This is a genomic window from Pseudomonas sp. 3A(2025) (assembly GCF_054589175.1).
The window spans coordinates 64,162-85,893 of the sequence record NZ_BAAILM010000074.1 but is presented as its reverse complement, the minus strand read 5'-3'; the positions used below and the strand labels follow the sequence as shown (position 1 = coordinate 85,893).

Genomic DNA, 21,732 nt, shown 5'->3' with positions numbered 1-21,732 from the left:
AGTTCACTGTCGTGGCTAAAGAAAAATTTCAACGTAACAAACCGCACGTCAACGTTGGCACCATCGGTCACGTCGACCACGGTAAAACCACTCTGACTGCTGCTCTGACTCGCGTTTGCTCCGAAGTTTTCGGTTCGGCAAAAGTTGACTTCGACAAGATCGACAGCGCACCAGAAGAAAAAGCTCGTGGTATCACCATCAACACTGCGCACGTTGAGTACGATTCGTCCGTACGTCACTACGCGCACGTTGACTGCCCGGGTCACGCCGACTACGTCAAAAACATGATCACCGGTGCTGCACAGATGGACGGCGCGATCCTGGTTTGCTCGGCTGCCGATGGTCCGATGCCACAAACCCGTGAGCACATCCTGCTGTCCCGTCAGGTTGGCGTTCCGTACATCGTTGTCTTCCTGAACAAGGCTGACATGGTTGACGACGCTGAGCTGCTGGAACTGGTCGAGATGGAAGTTCGTGACCTGCTGAGCACTTACGAGTTCCCAGGTGATGACACTCCGATCATCATCGGTTCGGCTCTGATGGCTCTGAACGGCCAAGACGACAACGAAATGGGCACCACTGCTGTCAAGAAGCTGGTTGAGACTCTGGACGTTTACATCCCAGAGCCTGAGCGCGCTATCGACAAGCCGTTCCTGATGCCAATCGAAGACGTGTTCTCGATCTCCGGTCGCGGTACTGTTGTTACCGGTCGTGTTGAGCGCGGTATCATCAAGATCCAGGAAGAAGTAGAGATCGTGGGTCTGCGTGACACCACCAAAACTACTTGCACTGGCGTTGAGATGTTCCGCAAGCTGCTGGACGAAGGCCGTGCTGGTGAGAACTGCGGCGTTCTGCTGCGTGGCACCAAGCGTGACGACGTTGAGCGTGGCCAGGTTCTGGTCAAGCCAGGCACCGTCAAGCCGCACACTCAGTTCGAAGCTGAAATCTATGTTCTGAGCAAAGAAGAAGGTGGTCGTCATACTCCATTCTTCAAAGGCTACCGTCCTCAGTTCTACTTCCGTACTACCGACGTAACTGGTAGCTGCGAACTGCCGGAAGGCGTAGAGATGGTAATGCCAGGTGATAACGTGAAAGTTTCCGTTACCCTGATCAAGCCAATCGCTATGGAAGATGGTCTGCGTTTCGCCATTCGTGAAGGCGGTCGTACCGTCGGCGCCGGCGTCGTGGCCAAAATCATCGCCTAAGCGTTGATTTGAAGAAAGAGCCCCCGCCTTGCGGGGGCTTTTTTATTTGGTTGACACTATTAAAGGGCATCTATAGAATTGCGCCTCCTTTAATCGGGCCTATTGCGCTCGGTGGGAATAGCAATCGGAGTCTGGAATCCAATGCAAAATCAACAAATCCGTATCAGGTTGAAGGCTTTTGACCATCGCCTGATCGACCAATCGACCCAGGAAATCGTGGAAACCGCGAAACGTACTGGTGCACAGGTGCGTGGTCCTATTCCACTGCCTACCCGTAAGGAGCGGTTCACCGTTCTGGTTTCTCCGCACGTCAACAAAGACGCGCGCGACCAGTACGAAATCCGCACTCACAAGCGCGTTCTGGACATCGTCCAGCCAACGGATAAAACCGTTGACGCACTTATGAAGCTTGATCTTGCGGCCGGTGTGGAAGTACAGATCAGCCTCGGCTAAGACTCGGGTCTTAGTCGTGTAACGCTCTGAAATGGGCGGCCATAGCGGGTGAAAGCCCCGTACACTCATGAGGTTTATAACATGACTATTGGTGTAGTCGGGCGTAAGTGTGGGATGACCCGCATTTTCACCGAAGAAGGTGTCTCCATTCCGGTCACGGTCATTGAGATCGAGCCGAATCGCGTCACTCAGTTCAAAACCGAAGAAACCGATGGCTATCGTGCAGTGCAAGTCACTGTCGGCGAGCGTCGTGCTTCGCGTGTGACCGCAGCTCAGGCGGGTCACTTCGCCAAGGCTAACGTTGCTGCAGGTCGTACCGTCCTGGAATTCCGTCTTGAAGAAGGCGAATACAAGGCTGGCGATCTGATCAATGCCGAAATCTTTGCCGCAGGCCAACTGGTAGACGTTACCGGTCAGTCCAAGGGTAAAGGCTTCGCGGGTACTATCAAGCGCTGGAATTTCCGCGGCCAAGATAACACCCACGGTAACTCGGTTTCCCACCGTGTCCCGGGCTCTATCGGCCAGTGCCAGACTCCTGGTCGTGTATTCAAGGGCAAAAAAATGTCCGGTCATATGGGCGCTGAGCGCGTGACCGTGCAGTCCCTCGAAGTAGTGCGCGTGGACGCTGAACGCAACCTGCTGCTGGTCAAGGGTGCCGTTCCTGGCGCTACTGGCGGCAATCTGGTTGTACGTCCAGCAGCCAAGGCTCGCGGTTAAGGGGAAGCTGACATGCAATTAAACGTAAATGACGCTCAGGCAATCGAAGTTTCCGAACTGACATTTGGCGGCGAATTCAACGAGACGCTGGTGCACCAGGCAGTCGTGGCCTACATGGCTGGCGGTCGTCAGGGCAGCAAACAGCAAAAGACCCGTTCCGACGTATCCGGTGGCGGTAAGCGCCCTTGGCGTCAGAAAGGTACTGGCCGTGCTCGTGCCGGTACTATCCGTAGCCCAATCTGGCGCGGCGGCGGTACCACTTTTGCAGCGCGTCCTCAGGATCACTCGCAAAAGCTCAACAAGAAGATGTATCGCGCAGCACTGCGCTCCATCCTCGCCGAGCTGGTACGTACTGATCGCCTGGTTGTGGTTCAGGACTTCTCTGTTGAAGCGCCGAAAACCAAAGACCTGCTGGGCAAGCTGAACGACATGGGTCTGACCGACGTTCTGATCGTGTCTGATGCCGTTGACCAGAATCTGTACCTGGCTGCTCGTAACCTGCCGCACGTCGATGTACGTGACGTCCAGGGTTCCGATCCGGTCAGTCTGATCGCATACGACAAGGTTCTGATTACCGTGTCGGCCGTGAAGAAATTCGAGGAGCTGCTGGGATGAACCAGGAACGCGTATTTAAAGTTCTGCTTGGCCCGCATGTTTCCGAGAAGGCCACAGTTCTGGCTGACAAAAAAGGTCAGTTCGTATTCAAGGTGGCGACCGACGCAACCAAGCTTGAAATCAAGAAGGCTGTCGAAGCGCTGTTCAGCGTGAAGGTAGAACGCGTCACTACCCTGAATGTTCTGGGTAAGACAAAGCGTACTGCTCGCGGTCTGGGCAAGCGTAATGACTGGAAGAAGGCAGTAATCTCCCTTCAGCCAGGCCAAGATCTCGATTTCAGCAGCAGTGCTGAGTAAGGAAGGGGTGCATCATGGCAATCGTTAAATGCAAACCGACTTCCCCTGGCCGCCGTTTTGTGGTCAAGGTGGTCAACAAGGAGCTGCATAAAGGCGCTCCTCACGCACCGCTGCTCGAGAAAAAATCGAAGTCTGGTGGTCGTAACAACAATGGTCGTATCACTACTCGTCACATCGGTGGTGGTCACAAGCAGCATTACCGTCTGGTCGACTTCCGTCGCAACGACAAGGATGGCATCGCTGCCATCGTTGAGCGTATCGAATACGATCCAAACCGTACTGCTCACATTGCCCTGCTGCGTTATGCAGACGGCGAGCGTCGCTACATCATCGCCCCTAAAGGCGTGAGTGCCGGCGACCAGCTGATCTCGGGTGCCCTGGCTCCAATCAAGCCTGGTAACACTCTGCAGCTTCGTAGCATCCCGGTAGGTAGCACCATTCACGCTATCGAGCTCAAGCCTGGTAAAGGCGCTCAGATCGCACGTTCCGCTGGTGCTTCGGCTCAGCTGGTCGCTCGTGAAGGTGTCTACGTTACTCTGCGTCTTCGCTCCGGCGAAATGCGTAAAGTTCTGGCTGAATGCCGTGCAACGCTGGGTGAAGTCTCGAACTCCGAGCACAGCCTGCGTTCGCTGGGTAAAGCTGGTGCCAAACGCTGGCGTGGCGTTCGCCCAACCGTTCGTGGTGTTGCCATGAACCCGGTTGACCACCCACATGGTGGTGGTGAAGGTCGTACCTCCGGTGGTCGTCATCCGGTATCGCCATGGGGCTTCCCAACCAAGGGTGCGAAGACTCGTGGTAATAAGCGTACCGACAAAATGATCGTCCGTCGTCGCAAGTAAATAGAGGGATACGACAGTGCCACGTTCTCTGAAAAAAGGTCCTTTTATTGATCTTCACCTACTGAAGAAGATCGAAGTGGCGGCGGAGAAGAACGATCGCAAACCAGTTAAGACCTGGTCTCGTCGTTCGATCATCCTGCCACAAATGGTCGGTCTGACCATCGCAGTACACAACGGCCGCCTGCACGTACCGGTTCTGGTAAGTGAAGACATGGTTGGCCATAAACTGGGCGAGTTTGCCGGTACCCGTACTTATCGCGGGCACGTAGCAGACAAGAAAGCCAAGCGTTAAGGGGTAAGGAACGATGGAAGTAGCCGCTAAGTTGTCGGGCGCTCGAATCTCCGCCCAGAAAGCCCGCTTGGTCGCCGACCAGATCCGCGGGAAGAAGGTGGGCGAGGCGCTCAACCTGTTGGCTTTCAGCAGCAAAAAAGCTGCCGAGATCCTGAAGAAATTGCTGGAGTCGGCCGTAGCCAACGCCGAGCATAACGAAGGCGCAGACGTTGATGACCTGAAGGTCTCCACTGTTTTCGTCAACGAAGGGCGTTCGCTGAAGCGCATCATGCCACGTGCCAAAGGCCGTGCTGATCGCATCGTCAAGCGGTCTTGCCATATCACTGTCAAGGTTGCTGACAAGTAACGGAGTCGAAGAGATGGGTCAGAAAGTACATCCCATTGGCATTCGCCTGGGAATCGTCAAGGAGCACACCTCCGTCTGGTACGCAGACGGCCGCACTTATGCAGACTACCTGTTGGCAGATCTGAAAGTGCGTGAGTACCTCCAGGACAAACTAAAAAGCGCGTCCGTAAGCCGTATCGATATCCATCGTCCGGCTCAGACAGCACGCATCACCATCCACACCGCTCGTCCCGGCATCGTGATCGGCAAGAAGGGTGAGGATGTTGAAAAACTGCGTCAGGACCTGACCAAGCAAATGGGTGTGCCCGTGCACATCAATATCGAAGAGATCCGCAAGCCGGAACTCGACGGTATGCTGGTTGCCCAGAGCGTTGCTCAGCAGCTGGAGCGTCGTGTGATGTTCCGTCGCGCCATGAAGCGCGCCGTACAGAACGCCATCCGCATTGGTGCCAAAGGCATCAAAATCCAGGTGAGCGGTCGTCTCGGCGGTGCTGAAATCGCACGTACTGAATGGTATCGCGAAGGGCGTGTGCCACTGCACACCCTGCGTGCCGACATCGACTATGCCACTTACGAAGCTCACACCACTTACGGTGTGATCGGTGTAAAGGTTTGGATCTTCAAAGGCGAAGTAATTGGTGGTCGCCAGGAAGAGCTGAAACCTCAAGCACCAGCGCCTCGTAAAAAAGCTGCCAAGTAAGGGGTACGCCAAATGTTGCAACCAAAGCGTACGAAGTTCCGCAAGCAGATGACTGGCCACAACCGTGGTCTGGCACTGCGCGGTAGCAAGGTCAGCTTCGGCGAATTCGCGCTGAAAGCTGTTGCCCGCGGTCGTCTCACCGCCCGTCAGATCGAGTCGGCACGTCGTGCCCTGACCCGTCACGTAAAACGTGGCGGCAAGATCTGGATCCGTGTATTCCCGGACAAGCCTGTAACCAAGAAGCCTCTTGAAGTGCGGATGGGTAAAGGTAAGGGTTCGGTAGAATACTGGGTTGCCCAGATCCAGCCAGGCAAAGTCCTGTACGAGATCGAGGGTGTTTCTGAAGAGTTGGCGCGTGAGGCTTTTGCCCTGGCTGCTGCAAAGCTGCCACTCGCCACCTCCTTTGTTAAACGGACGGTGATGTGATGAAAGCGAATGAACTTCGTGAGAAATCAGCACAGCAGCTGAATGAGCAATTGCTCGGCCTGCTGCGCGACCAGTTCAATCTGCGTATGCAGAAAGCAACTGGTCAGTTGGGGCAGTCGCACCTGCTCTCGCAAGTTAAGCGTGACATCGCTCGCGTGAAAACTGTGCTCAACCAGCAGGCAGGTAAGTGATCATGGCTGAAGCTGAAAAAACCGTCCGTACGCTGACCGGCCGTGTCGTCAGTGACAAAATGGACAAGACCATCACCGTACTGATCGAGCGTCGCGTAAAGCACCCGATCTACGGTAAATACGTTAAGCGTTCGACTAAGCTGCACGCGCACGACGAAACCAATCAGTGCCATATCGGCGACAAGGTCACGATTCGTGAAACTCGTCCGGTAGCCAAGACCAAGTCCTGGGCGCTGGTTGAGATCCTCGAACGCGCTGTGGAAGTCTAAGGGCTAGGGGTCGGAGAAATTTTATGATTCAGACTCAATCCATGCTCGATGTGGCCGACAACAGTGGCGCTCGCCGTGTGATGTGCATCAAGGTGCTCGGTGGTTCCCATCGTCGTTACGCTGGTATCGGTGACATCATCAAAGTAACCGTCAAGGAAGCAATTCCTCGCGGTAAAGTGAAGAAAGGCCAGGTAATGACTGCTGTTGTAGTCCGTACCCGTCACGGCGTTCGCCGTGCCGACGGTTCGATCATTCGCTTCGATGGTAACGCTGCTGTTCTGCTGAACAACAAGCAAGAGCCGATCGGTACCCGTATCTTTGGGCCAGTGACTCGTGAACTTCGCGGTGAGAAGTTCATGAAGATCGTCTCGCTCGCCCCTGAAGTGCTGTAAGGAGATCCGACATGCAAAAGATTCGTCGTGACGACGAGATCATCGTGATCGCCGGCAAAGACAAAGGTAAGCGCGGTAAGGTGCTGAAGGTGCTCGCTGACGACCGTCTGGTCGTTGGTGGGATCAACCTGGTCAAGCGTCATACCAAGCCTAACCCGATGTCGGGCGTACAGGGCGGTATCGTCGAGAAAGAAGCGCCACTGCACGCTTCTAACGTAGCCATTTTCAACAGCGAAACCAGCAAGGCTGATCGCGTAGGCTTCAAAGTTGAAGAAGGCAAAAAAATTCGTGTCTTCAAGTCGACCCAAAAAGCGGTTGATGCTTGAACACTGCTAGGTAGAAGACCATGGCACGACTGAAAGAGATTTATCGGAAGGAAATCGCTCCCAAGCTTAAGGAAGATCTTAAGCTGGCGAACGTGATGGAAGTTCCGCGCGTTACCAAAATCACCCTGAACATGGGTCTGGGCGAAGCGATCGGCGACAAAAAAGTCATCGAACACGCTGTGGCTGATCTGGAAAAGATCACCGGTCAGAAGGCCATTGTGACTTACGCTCGTAAATCCATCGCGGGCTTCAAAGTCCGTGAAGGATGGCCGATTGGCGTCAAGGTCACTCTGCGTCGTGATCGTATGTACGAATTCCTGGATCGTCTGCTGTCGATCTCCCTGCCTCGGGTTCGCGACTTCCGCGGCCTGAATGCCAAGTCCTTCGATGGTCGTGGCAACTACAGCATGGGCGTGAAAGAGCAGATCATTTTCCCGGAAATCGATTACGACAAGATCGATGCTCTGCGCGGTCTGGACATTACCCTGACCACCACTGCCAAGAACGATGAAGAAGGCCGCGCTCTGCTGCGTGCTTTCAAATTCCCGTTCCGCAACTGATTGGAGTAGGACTAATGGCCAAGACGAGCATGAAAAACCGTGAGCTGAAGCGTCAGCTCACCGTTGCCAAGTACGCCAAGAAGCGTGCCGAGCTGAAAGCAATCATCGTGGATCTGAACGCAAGTCCAGAAGCACGTTGGGAAGCGACCGTAGCTCTGCAGAAGCAACCACGTGACGCAAGCGCTTCGCGCCTGCGTAACCGTTGCCGCCTGACTGGTCGTCCGCACGGCGTTTACCGCAAGTTCGGCCTCGGCCGTAACATGTTGCGTCAAGCTGCAATGCGTGGTGACGTACCAGGTCTGGTTAAAGCCAGCTGGTAATACCTTTCTCGTATCGTCAGGCCGGCGGATCAAACCGTCGGTCAGCGCGAAGCTCGAGACTGAATCAAGCCCCTTTTGGGGCTTGATTCATTTCTGGCGTAGGTCTAGAATTGCCGGCTCGCCTGAGCCCGTGTTTCCATGACCGGAGTTGCTCGGCGATATGCTGTAGCCGCGAGGCTAATTTTATTTGTATCAGGAGCGTCTAGCCCATGAGTATGCAGGACCCGTTAGCGGACATGCTAACTCGTATCCGTAATGCCCAGATGGCCGAAAAGCCCGTTGTAAGCATGCCATCCTCCACATTGAAGGTGGCTGTAGCCAAAGTCCTGAAGGACGAAGGTTACATTGCGGATTACCAGGTCAGCGGCGAAGTCAAGCCTTCGCTGTCTATTGAACTGAAGTACTTCGAGGGCCGTCCAGTCATCGAAGAAGTCAAACGCGTCAGCCGTCCAGGCCTGCGTCAGTACAAGTCCTCCGACGATCTGCCAAAAGTTCGTGGCGGTCTCGGTGTGTCTATCGTCTCCACCAACAAAGGTGTGATGACGGATCGTGCTGCACGCGCTGCCGGTGTCGGTGGCGAAGTGCTTTGCACTGTGTTCTAAGGGGGGGATAGGTATGTCACGCGTAGCTAAGAACCCCGTCAAGCTGCCATCGGGCGTCGAAGTCAAACTCGTCGGTCAGCAGCTTTCGGTGAAGGGTGCCAAGGGTACTCTTGAACTGAACGTCCATTCGTCCGTTGAAATTGTTGAAGAGTCCGGTGAGCTGCGTTTTGCTGCTCGCAACGGCGACCAACAAACTCGCGCAATGGCCGGTACCACCCGTGCCCTGGTCAACAACATGGTCCAAGGCGTAAGCCAAGGCTTCGAGCGCAAGCTCCAGCTGGTCGGTGTTGGTTACAAGGCGCAAGTTAAAGGCTCGGTCCTGAACCTGGCACTTGGCTTCTCGCACCCGGTGGATTACGAACTGCCAAATGGCATCACCGCTGAGACCCCCAGCCAGACCGATATCTTTATTCGTGGTATCGACAAGCAGTTGGTTGGTCAAGTGGCCGCTGAGATCCGCGACTTCCGCCGTCCTGAGCCGTACAAAGGCAAAGGTGTGCGTTACGCGGACGAAGTCGTCCGTCGTAAAGAAGCCAAGAAGAAGTAGGGCATAGCAAATGACCGTCAAAAAAGTTACCCGACTGCGTCGCGCTCGCAAAGCACGCCTGAAAATGCACGAACTCGAAGTCGTGCGCCTCTGCGTGTACCGCTCTTCGCAGCATATTTATGCCCAGGTCATCTCGGCCGACGGCAACAAAGTCCTGGCAAGCGCTTCGACTTTGGACAAAGAACTGCGTGATGCTGCCACTGGCAACATCGAGGCGGCCACTAAGGTTGGCAAGTTGGTTGCCGAGCGTGCTAAGGCCGCTGGCGTATCGCAAGTTGCTTTCGACCGTTCTGGCTTCAAGTACCACGGCCGTGTCAAAGCGCTGGCTGATGCTGCTCGTGAAGGCGGGCTGGAGTTCTAAGTTATGGCAAATAACGACCAAAAACGCGACGAAGGCTACATCGAGAAGCTCGTCCAGGTTAACCGCGTTGCCAAGACCGTCAAAGGCGGTCGTATCTTCACCTTTACCGCGTTGACCGTGGTAGGTGATGGCAAAGGCCGTGTTGGCTTCGGTCGCGGCAAATCCCGCGAAGTACCTGCTGCTATCCAGAAAGCTATGGAAGCTGCTCGTCGCAACATGATCCAGGTTGATCTGGACGGCACCACTCTGCAGTACGCTATCAAGTCCGCTCACGGCGCTTCGAAGGTGTACATGCAGCCTGCTTCCGAAGGTACCGGTATCATCGCCGGTGGCGCGATGCGTGCCGTACTGGAAGTCGCTGGTGTCCAGAACGTTCTGGCCAAGTGCTACGGTTCGACTAACCCTGTAAACGTGGTTCACGCCACTTTCAAGGGTCTGAAGAGCATGCAGTCTCCTGAGTCCATTGCTGCCAAGCGTGGCAAGCGTGTTGAGGAGATCGTCTGATCATGGCTACCGTTAAAGTAACGCTGATCAAAAGCACCGCCGGCCGTCTCCCTAACCACAAACTGTGCGTTAAGGGTCTGGGTCTGCGTCGCATCGGTCACACCGTAGAAGTCCTTGATACTCCCGAAAATCGCGGGATGATCAACAAGGCTTACTACCTGCTGCGCGTCGAGGGTTAATCGATGAAACTCAATGATCTGAGTCCTGCTCCGGGTTCGCGCCCAGAGAAGCATCGTCCGGGCCGTGGTATCGGTAGCGGTTTGGGCAAGACCGGTGGCCGTGGCCACAAAGGTCAAACCTCCCGCTCCGGTGGCACCATCGCTCCGGGCTTTGAGGGTGGTCAACAGCCTCTGCATCGTCGTCTGCCGAAGTTCGGTTTCGTTTCCCTGAAAGCCATGGACCGCGCTGAAGTGCGTCTGTCCGAGCTGGCCAAAGTGGAAGGCGACATCGTTACTGTGCAGACCTTGAAAGATGCCAACGTGATCAACCAGAACGTTCAGCGTGTGAAAATCATGCTGTCGGGCGAAGTGACTCGCGCTGTCACCATCAAGGGTATCGCCGTCACCAAAGGTGCACGTGCGGCTATCGAAGCAGCTGGCGGCAAGTTCGAGGAATAAATGGCTAAGCAAGGTGCTCTCTCAGCGCTCAGCAAAGGCGGGTTGTCCGAACTCTGGGCTCGACTGCGTTTCCTGTTCCTGGCGATTATCGTCTATCGGATCGGTGCGCATATCCCAGTGCCAGGTATCAACCCGGACCGGCTGGCCGAACTGTTTCGACAGAATGAGGGGACCATTCTTAGCTTGTTCAACATGTTTTCCGGTGGCGCACTGGAACGGATGAGCATCTTTGCACTGGGGATCATGCCGTATATCTCGGCATCGATCATCATGCAGCTGATGACCGCCGTCAGTCCGCAACTGGAGCAGTTGAAGAAGGAAGGTGAGGCTGGTCGTCGCAAGATCAGCCAATACACCCGCTATCTCACCGTCATCCTGGCCCTGGTTCAAGCTGTCGGCATGTCCGTCGGCCTGGCGGGTCAGGGCGTTGCGTTCTCTGCAGACTTCGGCTTCCACTTCGTGGCCGTCACCACCTTTGTGGCGGGGGCGATGTTCATGATGTGGCTGGGTGAGCAGATTACCGAGCGCGGTGTTGGCAACGGTATCTCGATGTTGATCTTCGCAGGTATTGTTGCCGGTCTTCCGAGGGCGATCGGGCAGTCTTTCGAGTCTGCACGTCAGGGCGATATCAACATTTTCGCGTTGGTCGCCATCGGGTTGCTGGCTGTAGCGATCATCGGTTTCGTGGTGTTCATTGAGCGTGGTCAGCGTCGTATTGCTGTGCACTACGCCAAGCGTCAGCAGGGCCGTAAGGTTTTTGCTGCGCAGACCAGCCACTTGCCGTTGAAAGTGAATATGGCGGGCGTTATTCCGGCCATTTTCGCAAGCAGCATTTTGCTGTTCCCGGCTTCGCTGGGTTCCTGGTTTGGTCAGTCCGAAGGTATGGGCTGGCTGCAGGATATCTCGCAGTCGATCGCTCCTGGTCAGCCGTTGAACATTCTGCTGTTTAGTGCAGGGATCATTTTCTTCTGCTTCTTCTATACGGCGTTGATGTTCAATCCGAAAGACGTAGCGGAAAACCTGAAAAAGTCCGGTGCCTTTATTCCGGGTATCCGTCCAGGCGAACAGTCGGCCCGCTACATTGATGGCGTGTTGACCCGTTTGACCCTGTTCGGTGCTCTCTATATGACGGCGGTGTGTCTGCTTCCCCAGTTCCTGGTGGTCGCAGCCAACGTTCCGTTCTACCTTGGCGGGACCTCGTTGCTGATCGTGGTCGTGGTTGTGATGGACTTCATGTCGCAAGTACAATCGCACCTCGTTTCGCACCAGTATGAATCCCTGATGAAGAAAGCCAACCTGAAGGGCTACGGCGGCAGCAACATGCTGCGCTGAGAGACCCATAAGGTTCGAGGAGTTGGTGATGAAAGTTCGTGCATCGGTGAAAAAGCTGTGCCGCAACTGCAAGATTATTCGCCGCGAAGGTGTCGTTCGAGTAATTTGCAGCGCGGAACCACGTCATAAGCAGCGCCAAGGCTGATTGTGAGCTGTGTTTAAGCCCAGCAGCTAGTGCGCTGCTGGGTTGATTATTTGTTACTACAGCGATATTATCTCGCGCCCTATTTCTTGGCTTCCGGGGCGTAGGTAGCTGTCAACTGGAGTTCCACTGAATGGCCCGTATTGCAGGCGTTAACATTCCGGATAACAAGCATACTGTTATCTCGCTGACCTACATCTACGGTGTTGGTCGCACCACTGCACAGAAAATCTGTGCAGTTACCGGGGTAAACCCGGCCGCAAAGATCAAGGATCTGAGCGACGAGCAGATCGAACAGCTGCGTGGCGAAGTGGCGAAGATCACCACTGAAGGTGACCTGCGTCGCGAAATCAATATGAAGATCAAACGCTTGATGGACCTGGGCTGCTACCGCGGTCTGCGTCATCGTCGCGGTCTGCCAGTACGCGGTCAGCGTACCAAGACCAACGCACGTACTCGCAAAGGTCCGCGCAAGCCGATCCGCAAGTAATCGCTCCAGCGTTTCGACAGGAATATAGTCATGGCAAAACCTGCTGCTCGTCCTCGTAAGAAAGTCAAAAAGACAGTGGTTGATGGCATCGCCCACATCCACGCGTCTTTTAACAACACCATCGTCACCATCACCGATCGTCAAGGTAACGCGCTGTCCTGGGCTACCTCCGGCGGTTCGGGTTTCCGTGGTTCGCGTAAGTCCACCCCGTTCGCAGCTCAAGTAGCCGCCGAGCGTGCTGGTCAAGCCGCGCTGGAGTACGGTCTGAAGAACCTCGACGTTAACGTCAAGGGTCCAGGCCCAGGTCGCGAGTCCGCCGTTCGTGCTTTGAATGGTTGTGGCTATAAGATCGCCAGCATCACCGACGTGACGCCAATCCCGCACAACGGGTGCCGTCCGCCGAAGAAGCGCCGCGTGTAATCCAGGAGACTGTAAGAAATGGCTCGTTACATTGGTCCAAAATGCAAACTTGCTCGCCGTGAAGGCACCGATCTTTTTCTGAAGAGCGGTGTTCGCGCACTCGAGTCCAAGTGCAACATCGAAGCAGCTCCAGGCATCCACGGTCAGCGCCGCGGTCGTCAGTCCGATTACGGCACCCAGCTGCGTGAAAAGCAAAAAGTACGTCGTATCTACGGTGTTCTCGAGCGTCAGTTCAGCGGCTACTACAAGCAAGCCGCGAGCAAGAAAGGTGCAACCGGTGAGAACCTGCTGCAACTGCTCGAATGCCGTCTGGACAACGTCGTATATCGCATGGGCTTCGGCTCGACGCGTGCCGAATCCCGTCAACTGGTTTCGCACAAGTCCATCAGCGTAAACGGTCAGACCGTTAACGTACCGTCGTATCAGGTACGTGCTGGCGACGTCGTTGCTGTGCGTGAAAAAGCTAAGAACCAACTGCGTATTGTCCAGGCTCTGGATCTGTGTGCCCAACGTGGCCGCGTAGAATGGGTAGACGTAGACACTGAGAAGAAATCGGGCGTTTTCAAAAGCGTTCCTGCTCGCAGTGATCTATCCGCCGACATCAACGAAAGCCTGATTGTCGAGCTCTACTCCAAGTAAGGGCTAGAAAATAGGTGCATCCATGCAGAGTTCGGTAAATGAGTTCCTGACACCCCGCCATATTGATGTGCAGGTTGTCAGTCCAACCCGCGCCAAAATCACGCTCGAGCCTCTCGAGCGTGGCTTCGGCCACACCCTGGGCAACGCGCTGCGTCGCATTCTGTTGTCCTCCATGCCCGGCTGTGCAGTAGTCGAGGCCGAGATCGACGGTGTACTCCACGAGTACAGCGCGATCGAAGGTGTACAGGAAGATGTCATTGAAATCCTGTTGAACCTCAAGGGCCTGGCTATCAAGCTGCACGGTCGAGACGAAGTTACGCTGACCTTGTCTAAAAAGGGTTCGGGGGTGGTTACCGCTGCCGATATTCAGCTGGATCACGATGTCGAGATCGTCAACCCCGATCACGTAATCGCTAACCTGGCGTCCAATGGCGTCCTGAACATGAAGCTCACCGTAGCTCGTGGTCGTGGTTATGAGCCAGCAGACTCGCGTCAAAGCGATGAAGACGAAAGCCGCAGCATTGGTCGCTTGCAGCTTGACTCTTCGTTCAGCCCGGTACGTCGTATCGCCTACGTGGTGGAAAACGCCCGTGTCGAGCAGCGCACCAACCTGGACAAACTGGTTATTGATCTGGAAACCAACGGTACTCTGGATCCTGAAGAGGCTATTCGCCGCGCTGCAACCATTCTGCAACAGCAGTTGGCTGCGTTCGTCGACCTCAAAGGTGACAGTGAGCCAGTGGTAGTCGAACAGGAAGACGAGATCGATCCGATCCTGCTTCGTCCGGTTGACGATTTGGAACTGACTGTACGTTCGGCCAACTGCCTGAAGGCGGAGAACATCTACTACATCGGCGACCTGATTCAGCGCACCGAAGTAGAGCTGTTGAAAACTCCGAACCTGGGCAAGAAGTCCCTGACCGAGATCAAGGACGTATTGGCCTCCCGTGGTCTGTCACTCGGCATGCGCCTCGACAACTGGCCGCCGGCAAGTCTTAAGAAGGACGACAAGGCCACGGCCTGATCGTCGTAATCACCGAACGAGAGTTTGGTAAGGAATGAACCATGCGTCATCGTAAAAGTGGACGTCACCTGAGCCGCACCAGCTCCCACCGCAAAGCCATGTTCCAGAACATGGCGGTGTCGCTGTTCGAGCACGAGCTGATCAAGACTACCCTGCCGAAAGCCAAGGAACTGCGCCGCGTTGCCGAGCCGCTGATCACCCTGGCCAAGGTAGACAGCGTTGCTAACCGCCGTTTGGCTTTCGACCGTACTCGTTCGAAAGAAATGGTTGGCAAACTGTTCAACGATCTGGGCAAGCGCTACGCCACCCGTCAGGGCGGCTACCTGCGCATCCTGAAGTGCGGTTTCCGCGCTGGCGACAACGCGCCAATGGCGTACGTCGAGCTGGTTGATCGTCCTGTCGGCGGCGCTGTAGAAGCTGCTGAATAAGACGTCAGTCTGATCACAAGAAACCGGGCCTTGCGCCCGGTTTTTTGTTGTCTGGCGTTTGCATTGGCAATTCCTATCAACGTTTAACAATCAATCAATTTACGGTTGTAAAGATTCTGGATAATACTCCCCCTCAAGCCATTAGCCGGCTGCACCAAGCCTGAGGAAGATAATTAGATGAGCCAGAGCAGAACGCTTACAACCGCCAGTGGCGCTCCCGTTGCCGACAACCAGAACTCCCGCTCGGCAGGCCCTCGTGGTCCCTTGTTGCTTGAAGATTTTCACCTGATCGAGAAGCTCGCCCATTTCAACCGCGAGAACATCCCTGAGCGTCGTGTACACGCCAAGGGTTCAGGTGCCCACGGCACCTTCACGGTCACCCGCGACATCACTCAATACAGCTACGCGAAGCTGTTCGGGTCGGTTGGCAAACAGACGCCGATTTTTCTGCGCTTCTCGACCGTGGGTGGCGAGCGTGGCTCGGCAGACACCGAGCGCGACCCACGTGGTTTCGCCATCAAGTTCTACACCGAAGAAGGCAATTGGGACATCGTCGGCAACAACACGCCGGTGTTCTTCATTCGCGATCCGCTGAAATTCCCTGACTTTATCCACACCCAGAAGCGTCTGCCGCAAAGCAACCTGAAAAGTGCCCAGATGATGTGGGACTTCTGGTCGCACTCGCCTGAAGCATTGCACCAAGTCACCATCCTGTTCTCCGACCGTGGCATCCCCGACGGCTATCGGCACATGCATGGCTTCGGCAGCCACACCTACAGCCTGATCAACGAGGCCGGTGAGCGTCATTGGGTCAAGTGGCACTACAAGACCAGGCAAGGCATCAAGAACCTGCCGCCAGCAGAAGCTGCACGTATCGCCGGTACTGATCCTGATTACGCTCAGCGTGACCTGTTCGGCGCCATTGAGCGCGGCGACTTCCCGAAATGGCAGGTGTGCATTCAGATCATGACTGAAGAGCAGGCCGCCAATCACTACGAGAACCCTTTCGATGTGACCAAGACCTGGTCGCAGAAAGAATTTCCGCTGATCGAAGTGGGCGAACTGGAACTCAACCGCAACCCGCTCAACTACTTTGCCGAAGTCGAGCAAGCGGCGTTCGGCCCGAGCAACATGGTGCCAGGTGTTGGCCTGTCGCCAGACCGCATGCTGCAAGGCCGTGTATTCGCCTATGCCGATGCGCATCGCTACCGTGTAGGCACCAACCACCAGCACCTGCCAATCAACGCCTCGCAAAGCCCTGTGCACACCTACCAGCGTGATGGCGCGATGGCCCTGGGCACCAACGGTGGTGCCGCGCCCAACTACGAGCCTAACAGCTACAGCGACGCGCCCAAGCAAGCACCTCGCTACGCCGAACCGGCACTGGCGCTCAGTGGCACGGCCGATCGTCACGATCACCGTGAAGACACTGACTACTACAGCCATGCCGGCAAGTTGTTCAACCTGATGAGCGGCGACCAGAAGGCCCTGTTGATCAACAACATTGCCGGTGCCATGGCCGGTGTCAGCAGCGATGTGGTGCAGCGTCAATTGCAGCACTTTTACAAGGCTGATGCCGCTTACGGTGAAGGCGTTGCCAAAGCGCTGGGCGTAACCTTGAGCTAAGTCGTAGTGATAAACAGAACCGCCCGCATTTGGGCGGTTTTTCGCATCTGGATGCCCGATTTTCGCTGCTTTTTATCGAATTATTGCGTCAACGGTCGTGACCTTGGGCACGCCTTGGTTCAAAATACAGCCTTTCAGCAGGAGATGGACGGCGATGCAAGGCCACCCAGACGTAATCGATTATCTCAACACGTTGCTCACAGGCGAGCTCGCCGCCCGCGACCAATATTTCATCCATTCGCGCATGTATGAAGACTGGGGTTTCGCCAAGCTCTACGAGCGCATCAACCATGAAATGGAAGAAGAAGGCCAACACGCCGATGCGTTGATCCGCCGTATTCTGATGCTCGAAGGCACTCCACGCATGCGCCCGGATGACCTGGACGTCGGCACTACCGTGCCGGAGATGCTCGCCAGCGACCTGCGCCTGGAATACAAGGTCCGCGCCGCGCTGTGCAAAGGCATCGCCCTGTGCGAGCAACATGGCGACTACATCAGCCGCGACATCCTGCGTGCCCAACTGGCCGACACCGAAGAAGATCACACCTACTGGCTGGAACAGCAGATGGGCCTGATCAAGTCCATCGGCCTGCAGAACTACCTGCAGTCGCAGTTCTAAGCTGCAAGCTGCAAGCTAAAGCGGGCACTGTCTGCTTTTGCTTGCAGCTTGAAACTTGCAGCTATCCTCTATCCCGATCGCGCTCCAGCAGCGGTTTCAGGTAATGCCCGGTATATGACTGCTCCATTTCGGCCACCTGCTCAGGCGTGCCGACCGCAATGATCTGCCCACCGCGTGAACCGCCTTCCGGACCCAGATCCACCAGCCAGTCTGCCGTCTTGATCACATCCAGATTGTGCTCGATCACCACCACGGTGTTGCCGTGGTCGCGCAGACGATGCAGCACGTCGAGCAGTTGCTGGATGTCGGCAAAGTGCAGGCCGGTAGTCGGCTCGTCGAGGATGTACAGGGTCTTGCCGGTGTCACGCTTGGACAGCTCACGCGACAGCTTGACCCGCTGTGCCTCACCACCCGACAGCGTGGTCGCCGACTGCCCCAGCTTGATGTACGAAAGCCCGACATCGACCAGCGTTTGCAGCTTGCGCGCCAGCGCCGGCACCGCCTCGAAGAACTCGCGGGCATCCTCGATGGTCATTTCCAGCACCTCGTGGATGTTCTTGCCCTTGTACTTGATCTCCAGCGTCTCGCGGTTGTAACGCTTGCTCTTGCACACGTCGCACGGCACATAGATGTCCGGCAAGAAGTGCATCTCGACCTTGATCAGCCCATCGCCCTGGCACGCTTCGCAGCGTCCACCCTTGACGTTGAACGAGAAACGCCCTGGACCATAACCGCGCGAACGCGACTCCGGCACCCCGGAAAACAACTCGCGGATCGGAGTGAACAAGCCGGTATAGGTCGCCGGGTTGGAACGTGGTGTGCGACCGATCGGACTCTGGTCGATGTCCACCACCTTGTCCAGGTGCTGCAAGCCGTTGATGCTGTCATGCGCCGAGGCTTCCAGCGTCGTGGCGCCGTTAAGGGCCGTGGCGCTGAGCGGGAACAGGGTGTTATTGATCAGTGTCGATTTGCCCGACCCGGAAACCCCGGTCACGCAGGTCAGCAGGCCGATAGGGATTTCCAGGTTCACATTGCGCAGGTTGTTGCCACGCGCGCCCTTGAGGGTCAGCGACAGCTTCTTGTTGCGCGGCGTGCGCTTGGCCGGCACGGCAATCTTGACCCGGCCCGACAGGTACTTGCCGGTCAGCGAGTCAGGGTGCACCATGACCTCGTCAGGCGTGCCCTCGGCCACGATCTGCCCGCCATGCACACCGGCACCGGGACCGATATCCACCACGTAGTCGGCCAGGCGAATGGCGTCCTCGTCGTGCTCGACCACAATCACGGTGTTACCGATATCGCGCAGGTGTTTCAGCGTCCCCAGCAAGCGGTCGTTATCACGCTGGTGCAAGCCGATGGATGGCTCATCAAGGATGTACATGACGCCCACCAGTCCGGCGCCGATCTGGCTGGCCAGACGAATCCGCTGCGCCTCGCCGCCCGACAGCGTATCGGCACTGCGATCGAGAGTCAGATAATCGAGGCCGACGTTGACCAGAAACTGCAAGCGCTCGCAGATTTCCTTGAGGATCTTGGCGGCAATCTCTCCGCGGCGCCCGGTCAGCGTCAGGCCGGCAAAGTAATCGGTGGCATCGCCAATCGGCAGGCTGGTGACCGCCGGCAGGGTTTTTTCACCGACCCAGACATGCCGTGCTTCACGGCGCAGGCGCGTGCCACGGCAATCCGGGCATGCCTGGGTGCTCAGCAGCTTGGCCAGTTCTTCGCGGACACTGGTCGACTCGGTCTCGCGGTAGCGCCGCTCCAGATTCGGCACGATGCCCTCGAACGGGTGCGAACGCTTGACGATATCGCCCCGGTCGTTGAGGTAGCGGAACTCGACACTGTGCGTGCCGCTGCCGCTGAGCAAGACCTTCTGAATATCCGCTGGCAGTTCCTTGAACGGCACTTCCAGGCTGAATCCGTAATGCTGTGACATCGAGCCCAGCATCTGAAAGTAATACACGTTGCGCCGGTCCCAGCCGCGTATCGCTCCTTCAGCCAGGGTCAACTCGGCATTGACCAGGCGCTTGACGTCGAAAAACTGCTTCACGCCCAGGCCATCGCAGGTCGGGCAGGCGCCGGCCGGGTTGTTGAACGAAAACAGCTTGGGCTCCAGCTCGCTGATCGCATGGCCGCAGATCGGGCAGGCGAAGCGCGCCGAGAAGATCATCTCTTCGCCGGGCTCGTCGTCCATCGGTGCGACCCAGGCAATGCCGTCGGCCAGTTGCAAGGCGGTCTCGAACGACTCGGCCAGACGCTGCTGCAGATCGGCGCGGACCTTGAAGCGGTCGACCACCACATCGATGGAGTGCTTTTTCTGTTTATCCAGCTTCGGCACTTCGTCCAGCTCATACAGCTTGCCGTTGATGCGCGCACGCACGAAGCCCTGAGCCCGCAGTTCTTCGAACACCGACAGGTGCTCGCCCTTGCGCTCGCGCACCACCGGCGCCAGCAGCATCAGCCGGCGGCCTTCGGGTTGCGCCAGCACCAGATCGACCATCTGGCTGACGGTCTGCGCCTCAAGCGGGATATCGTGATCCGGGCAACGCGGCTGACCGACCCGCGCATACAACAGGCGCAGATAGTCGTAGATCTCGGTGATGGTGCCGACCGTCGAGCGCGGGTTGTGCGAGGTGGATTTCTGCTCGATGGAAATCGCCGGCGACAAGCCTTCGATGGTATCGACATCGGGCTTTTCCATCATCGACAAAAATTGCCGGGCATAGGCCGACAGCGACTCGACATAGCGGCGCTGGCCTTCGGCATATAAGGTATCGAACGCCAGCGACGACTTGCCCGAGCCTGAAAGTCCGGTAATGACGATCAGCTTGTCGCGAGGAAGGGTCAGGTCGATATTTTTCAGGTTGTGGGTTCGAGCCCCACGAATCAGGATTTTGTCCACTACGGCCTCGCTTGGCGGGCATAAACGACGGAGTATACGGCTCCATGACATCACGCGGCAAAGCGCCGCGTGTGTGCTGTATGACGATGGGACTGGTAGAATCGCCGCCGGTTCACACGAGGTTTTTCCATGCAAGATCCCCATAGCGAACGCATGAGTGGTGTCGAGACCCGCGCGGCAGGCGGTCTGGCGCTGGTGTTCGCGTTCCGTATGCTTGGCATGTTCATGGTCCTGCCGGTCCTGTCGACCTACGGCATGGACCTGGCCGGCGCCACGCCCGCGCTGATCGGTCTGGCCATAGGCGCCTACGGCCTGACCCAGGCCATCCTGCAGATTCCGCTCGGCTTCATCTCCGACCGTATCGGCCGGCGCCCGGTGATCTACCTGGGGCTGCTGATCTTTGCCCTCGGCAGTCTGGTGGCCGCCAATGCGCAGTCGATCGAAGGCATTATTTTCGGCCGGGTCCTGCAAGGTGCCGGGGCAATTTCGGCGGCCGTCATGGCGCTGCTCTCGGACCTGACCCGCGAACAGCACCGCACCAAGGCCATGGCCATGATCGGCATGACCATCGGTCTGTCGTTCGCCATCGCCATGGTCATCGGCCCGTTGCTGACCGGTGCCTTCGGCCTCTCGGGGCTGTTTCTGGCTACCGGGGTGATGGCCTTGCTGGGCATTGTTATCGTCGCCTTCGTGGTGCCCAAGTCCAACGGTCCGCTGATGCACCGCGAGTCGGGCGTCGCCAAACAGGCGCTGGGCGCTACGCTGCGTCATCCGGACCTGCTGCGCCTGGACCTGGGTATCTTCGTGCTGCACGCCATGCTCATGTCCAGTTTCGTCGCCTTGCCGCTGGCGCTGGTCGAAAAAGCCGGTCTGCCCAAAGAGCAGCACTGGTGGGTGTACCTGACCGCGCTGCTGGTGTCGTTCTTCGCCATGGTGCCGTTCATCATCTACGGCGAGAAAAAGCGCCGCATGAAGCGGGTACTGGTGGGCGCGGTCGCGGTGCTGATGCTCTCTGAAATATACTTCTGGGCTTTTGGCGACACGCTGCGGACTCTGGTGATCGGCAGCGTGGTATTCTTCACAGCGTTCAACCTGCTGGAAGCCACGCTGCCATCACTGATCAGCAAAGTGGCACCGGCGGGCGGCAAGGGCACGGCGATGGGGGTGTACTCCACCAGTCAATTCCTGGGGTCGGCGGTCGGCGGGATTCTCGGCGGCTGGCTGTATCAGCAAGGCGGGCTGGACGTGGTGTTCCTCGGCTGCGCCGCCATGGCTGGCGTCTGGCTGATCTTTGCCCTGAGCATGCGCGAACCGCCCTACGTGACCAGCCTGCGCCTGCCGTTGTCGGCCCAGGCGCAGCGCGAAACAGGCCTGGCAGAGCGCCTGAAGTCCGTACCGGGTGTGACCGATGCGGTGGTCGTGGCCGAAGAAGCAGCTATCTATATCAAACTTGATTCAAAACTATTGGATCGTGCGTCGCTCGAAAGGCTGGTCAACAATCCAGCCACTCAAACGTGCGAAGCCTAGGAGAA

The 21,732-nt window shown here is 56.9% G+C and carries 33 protein-coding genes; 32 read left to right on the top strand and 1 reads right to left on the bottom strand.

Annotated elements, in window-relative coordinates; all coding sequences use genetic code 11:
• Nucleotides 1-11 precede the first annotated feature (11 nt).
• From tuf to bfr, 31 genes are all read left to right on the top strand, one after another.
• The gene (tuf, locus tag ACYP2A_RS22695) at nucleotides 12-1,205 is read left to right on the top strand and encodes an elongation factor Tu (RefSeq protein ID WP_459748194.1); all 1,194 of its coding nucleotides are present in this window, start codon (nucleotides 12-14) and stop codon (nucleotides 1,203-1,205) included.
• A 141-nt stretch (nucleotides 1,206-1,346) separates the two neighbouring features.
• Complete coding sequence (gene rpsJ, locus ACYP2A_RS22690) at nucleotides 1,347-1,658, top strand: 30S ribosomal protein S10 (protein ID WP_003186070.1); 312 nt, start codon at nucleotides 1,347-1,349, stop codon at nucleotides 1,656-1,658.
• Between the two features lie 81 nt (nucleotides 1,659-1,739).
• Entirely contained in the window at nucleotides 1,740-2,375 is a 636-nt protein-coding gene (gene rplC / locus ACYP2A_RS22685; protein ID WP_045484141.1) for a 50S ribosomal protein L3, read from the top strand.
• Nucleotides 2,376-2,387: 12 nt separating this feature from the next.
• Entirely contained in the window at nucleotides 2,388-2,990 is a 603-nt protein-coding gene (gene rplD / locus ACYP2A_RS22680; protein ID WP_056836282.1) for a 50S ribosomal protein L4, read from the top strand.
• Nucleotides 2,987-3,286, top strand: coding sequence for a 50S ribosomal protein L23 (gene rplW / locus ACYP2A_RS22675; protein WP_056836280.1), 300 nt, complete (start codon nucleotides 2,987-2,989; stop codon nucleotides 3,284-3,286). Before rplD ends, rplW begins: the two co-directional genes overlap by 4 nt.
• Before the next feature lie 14 nt (nucleotides 3,287-3,300).
• Nucleotides 3,301-4,125 carry a 50S ribosomal protein L2 gene (rplB, locus tag ACYP2A_RS22670; RefSeq protein ID WP_459748193.1) on the top strand — a complete coding sequence of 275 codons (825 nt, stop codon included), beginning with the start codon at nucleotides 3,301-3,303 and terminating at the stop codon, nucleotides 4,123-4,125.
• 16 nt (nucleotides 4,126-4,141) lie between these two features.
• A complete protein-coding gene (rpsS, locus tag ACYP2A_RS22665; protein ID WP_459748192.1) occupies nucleotides 4,142-4,417 on the top strand; it encodes a 30S ribosomal protein S19 in 276 nt (91 codons plus the stop codon).
• Between the two features lie 13 nt (nucleotides 4,418-4,430).
• Nucleotides 4,431-4,763 carry a 50S ribosomal protein L22 gene (gene rplV, locus ACYP2A_RS22660; RefSeq protein ID WP_045484127.1) on the top strand — a complete coding sequence of 111 codons (333 nt, stop codon included), beginning with the start codon at nucleotides 4,431-4,433 and terminating at the stop codon, nucleotides 4,761-4,763.
• Nucleotides 4,764-4,776: 13 nt separating this feature from the next.
• Nucleotides 4,777-5,463, top strand: coding sequence for a 30S ribosomal protein S3 (gene rpsC, locus ACYP2A_RS22655; protein WP_056836276.1), 687 nt, complete (start codon nucleotides 4,777-4,779; stop codon nucleotides 5,461-5,463).
• Nucleotides 5,464-5,475: 12 nt separating this feature from the next.
• Nucleotides 5,476-5,889: a 50S ribosomal protein L16 gene (gene rplP, locus ACYP2A_RS22650; RefSeq protein WP_009397508.1), complete on the top strand. Its 414-nt coding sequence runs from the start codon at nucleotides 5,476-5,478 to the stop codon at nucleotides 5,887-5,889.
• Entirely contained in the window at nucleotides 5,889-6,080 is a 192-nt protein-coding gene (rpmC, locus tag ACYP2A_RS22645; protein WP_002555481.1) for a 50S ribosomal protein L29, read from the top strand. The genes rplP and rpmC overlap by 1 nt, the downstream gene beginning before the upstream one ends.
• A 2-nt stretch (nucleotides 6,081-6,082) precedes the next feature.
• Nucleotides 6,083-6,349 (top strand): 30S ribosomal protein S17, encoded by a 267-nt coding sequence (gene rpsQ, locus ACYP2A_RS22640; RefSeq protein WP_056836323.1) that lies wholly within the window; start codon nucleotides 6,083-6,085, stop codon nucleotides 6,347-6,349.
• 23 nt (nucleotides 6,350-6,372) lie between these two features.
• A complete protein-coding gene (rplN, locus tag ACYP2A_RS22635; RefSeq protein WP_045484118.1) occupies nucleotides 6,373-6,741 on the top strand; it encodes a 50S ribosomal protein L14 in 369 nt (122 codons plus the stop codon).
• 11 nt (nucleotides 6,742-6,752) lie between these two features.
• On the top strand, nucleotides 6,753-7,067 hold the full coding sequence (gene rplX / locus ACYP2A_RS22630) for a 50S ribosomal protein L24 (protein ID WP_056836274.1): 315 nt from the start codon (nucleotides 6,753-6,755) through the stop codon (nucleotides 7,065-7,067).
• Nucleotides 7,068-7,087: 20 nt separating this feature from the next.
• The gene (gene rplE / locus ACYP2A_RS22625) at nucleotides 7,088-7,627 is read left to right on the top strand and encodes a 50S ribosomal protein L5 (RefSeq protein ID WP_459748191.1); all 540 of its coding nucleotides are present in this window, start codon (nucleotides 7,088-7,090) and stop codon (nucleotides 7,625-7,627) included.
• A gap of 14 nt (nucleotides 7,628-7,641) precedes the next feature.
• Entirely contained in the window at nucleotides 7,642-7,947 is a 306-nt protein-coding gene (rpsN, locus tag ACYP2A_RS22620; RefSeq protein ID WP_459748190.1) for a 30S ribosomal protein S14, read from the top strand.
• 209 nt (nucleotides 7,948-8,156) lie between these two features.
• A complete protein-coding gene (gene rpsH / locus ACYP2A_RS22615) occupies nucleotides 8,157-8,549 on the top strand; it encodes a 30S ribosomal protein S8 (RefSeq protein WP_056836269.1) in 393 nt (130 codons plus the stop codon).
• A 13-nt stretch (nucleotides 8,550-8,562) separates the two neighbouring features.
• Nucleotides 8,563-9,096: a 50S ribosomal protein L6 gene (gene rplF, locus ACYP2A_RS22610; protein ID WP_459748189.1), complete on the top strand. Its 534-nt coding sequence runs from the start codon at nucleotides 8,563-8,565 to the stop codon at nucleotides 9,094-9,096.
• A 10-nt stretch (nucleotides 9,097-9,106) separates the two neighbouring features.
• Nucleotides 9,107-9,457, top strand: a complete 351-nt coding sequence (rplR, locus tag ACYP2A_RS22605; protein WP_459748188.1) for a 50S ribosomal protein L18 — start codon at nucleotides 9,107-9,109, stop codon at nucleotides 9,455-9,457.
• 3 nt (nucleotides 9,458-9,460) lie between these two features.
• On the top strand, nucleotides 9,461-9,961 hold the full coding sequence (gene rpsE, locus ACYP2A_RS22600) for a 30S ribosomal protein S5 (RefSeq protein ID WP_056836263.1): 501 nt from the start codon (nucleotides 9,461-9,463) through the stop codon (nucleotides 9,959-9,961).
• A gap of 2 nt (nucleotides 9,962-9,963) precedes the next feature.
• Nucleotides 9,964-10,140 carry a 50S ribosomal protein L30 gene (rpmD, locus tag ACYP2A_RS22595; protein ID WP_459748187.1) on the top strand — a complete coding sequence of 59 codons (177 nt, stop codon included), beginning with the start codon at nucleotides 9,964-9,966 and terminating at the stop codon, nucleotides 10,138-10,140.
• Nucleotides 10,141-10,143: 3 nt separating this feature from the next.
• A complete protein-coding gene (gene rplO / locus ACYP2A_RS22590; RefSeq protein ID WP_459748186.1) occupies nucleotides 10,144-10,578 on the top strand; it encodes a 50S ribosomal protein L15 in 435 nt (144 codons plus the stop codon).
• The gene (secY, locus tag ACYP2A_RS22585) at nucleotides 10,579-11,910 is read left to right on the top strand and encodes a preprotein translocase subunit SecY (protein ID WP_459748185.1); all 1,332 of its coding nucleotides are present in this window, start codon (nucleotides 10,579-10,581) and stop codon (nucleotides 11,908-11,910) included.
• Nucleotides 11,911-11,938: 28 nt separating this feature from the next.
• Entirely contained in the window at nucleotides 11,939-12,055 is a 117-nt protein-coding gene (gene rpmJ / locus ACYP2A_RS22580; protein WP_002555468.1) for a 50S ribosomal protein L36, read from the top strand.
• A gap of 130 nt (nucleotides 12,056-12,185) precedes the next feature.
• Nucleotides 12,186-12,542, top strand: coding sequence for a 30S ribosomal protein S13 (gene rpsM, locus ACYP2A_RS22575; protein ID WP_459748184.1), 357 nt, complete (start codon nucleotides 12,186-12,188; stop codon nucleotides 12,540-12,542).
• A 30-nt stretch (nucleotides 12,543-12,572) separates the two neighbouring features.
• Nucleotides 12,573-12,962 carry a 30S ribosomal protein S11 gene (gene rpsK / locus ACYP2A_RS22570; RefSeq protein WP_002555466.1) on the top strand — a complete coding sequence of 130 codons (390 nt, stop codon included), beginning with the start codon at nucleotides 12,573-12,575 and terminating at the stop codon, nucleotides 12,960-12,962.
• Between the two features lie 18 nt (nucleotides 12,963-12,980).
• Nucleotides 12,981-13,601, top strand: coding sequence for a 30S ribosomal protein S4 (gene rpsD, locus ACYP2A_RS22565; protein WP_056836251.1), 621 nt, complete (start codon nucleotides 12,981-12,983; stop codon nucleotides 13,599-13,601).
• Between the two features lie 22 nt (nucleotides 13,602-13,623).
• Nucleotides 13,624-14,625: a DNA-directed RNA polymerase subunit alpha gene (locus ACYP2A_RS22560; RefSeq protein WP_056836250.1), complete on the top strand. Its 1,002-nt coding sequence runs from the start codon at nucleotides 13,624-13,626 to the stop codon at nucleotides 14,623-14,625.
• Between the two features lie 41 nt (nucleotides 14,626-14,666).
• Nucleotides 14,667-15,053: a 50S ribosomal protein L17 gene (gene rplQ, locus ACYP2A_RS22555; protein WP_056836247.1), complete on the top strand. Its 387-nt coding sequence runs from the start codon at nucleotides 14,667-14,669 to the stop codon at nucleotides 15,051-15,053.
• Between the two features lie 177 nt (nucleotides 15,054-15,230).
• Nucleotides 15,231-16,679, top strand: coding sequence for a catalase (locus tag ACYP2A_RS22550; RefSeq protein WP_459748183.1), 1,449 nt, complete (start codon nucleotides 15,231-15,233; stop codon nucleotides 16,677-16,679).
• A gap of 154 nt (nucleotides 16,680-16,833) precedes the next feature.
• Entirely contained in the window at nucleotides 16,834-17,298 is a 465-nt protein-coding gene (bfr, locus tag ACYP2A_RS22545; protein ID WP_459748182.1) for a bacterioferritin, read from the top strand.
• A 61-nt stretch (nucleotides 17,299-17,359) separates the two neighbouring features.
• Here the strand turns inward: bfr and uvrA are convergent, their stop codons facing one another.
• Nucleotides 17,360-20,200 carry an excinuclease ABC subunit UvrA gene (uvrA, locus tag ACYP2A_RS22540; RefSeq protein ID WP_459748181.1) on the bottom strand — a complete coding sequence of 947 codons (2,841 nt, stop codon included), beginning with the start codon at nucleotides 20,198-20,200 and terminating at the stop codon, nucleotides 17,360-17,362.
• A gap of 129 nt (nucleotides 20,201-20,329) precedes the next feature.
• On the opposite strand from uvrA, the gene ACYP2A_RS22535 reads away from it, so the two are divergent.
• A complete protein-coding gene (locus tag ACYP2A_RS22535; protein ID WP_459748180.1) occupies nucleotides 20,330-21,727 on the top strand; it encodes an MFS transporter in 1,398 nt (465 codons plus the stop codon).
• Nucleotides 21,728-21,732: the final 5 nt, after the last annotated feature.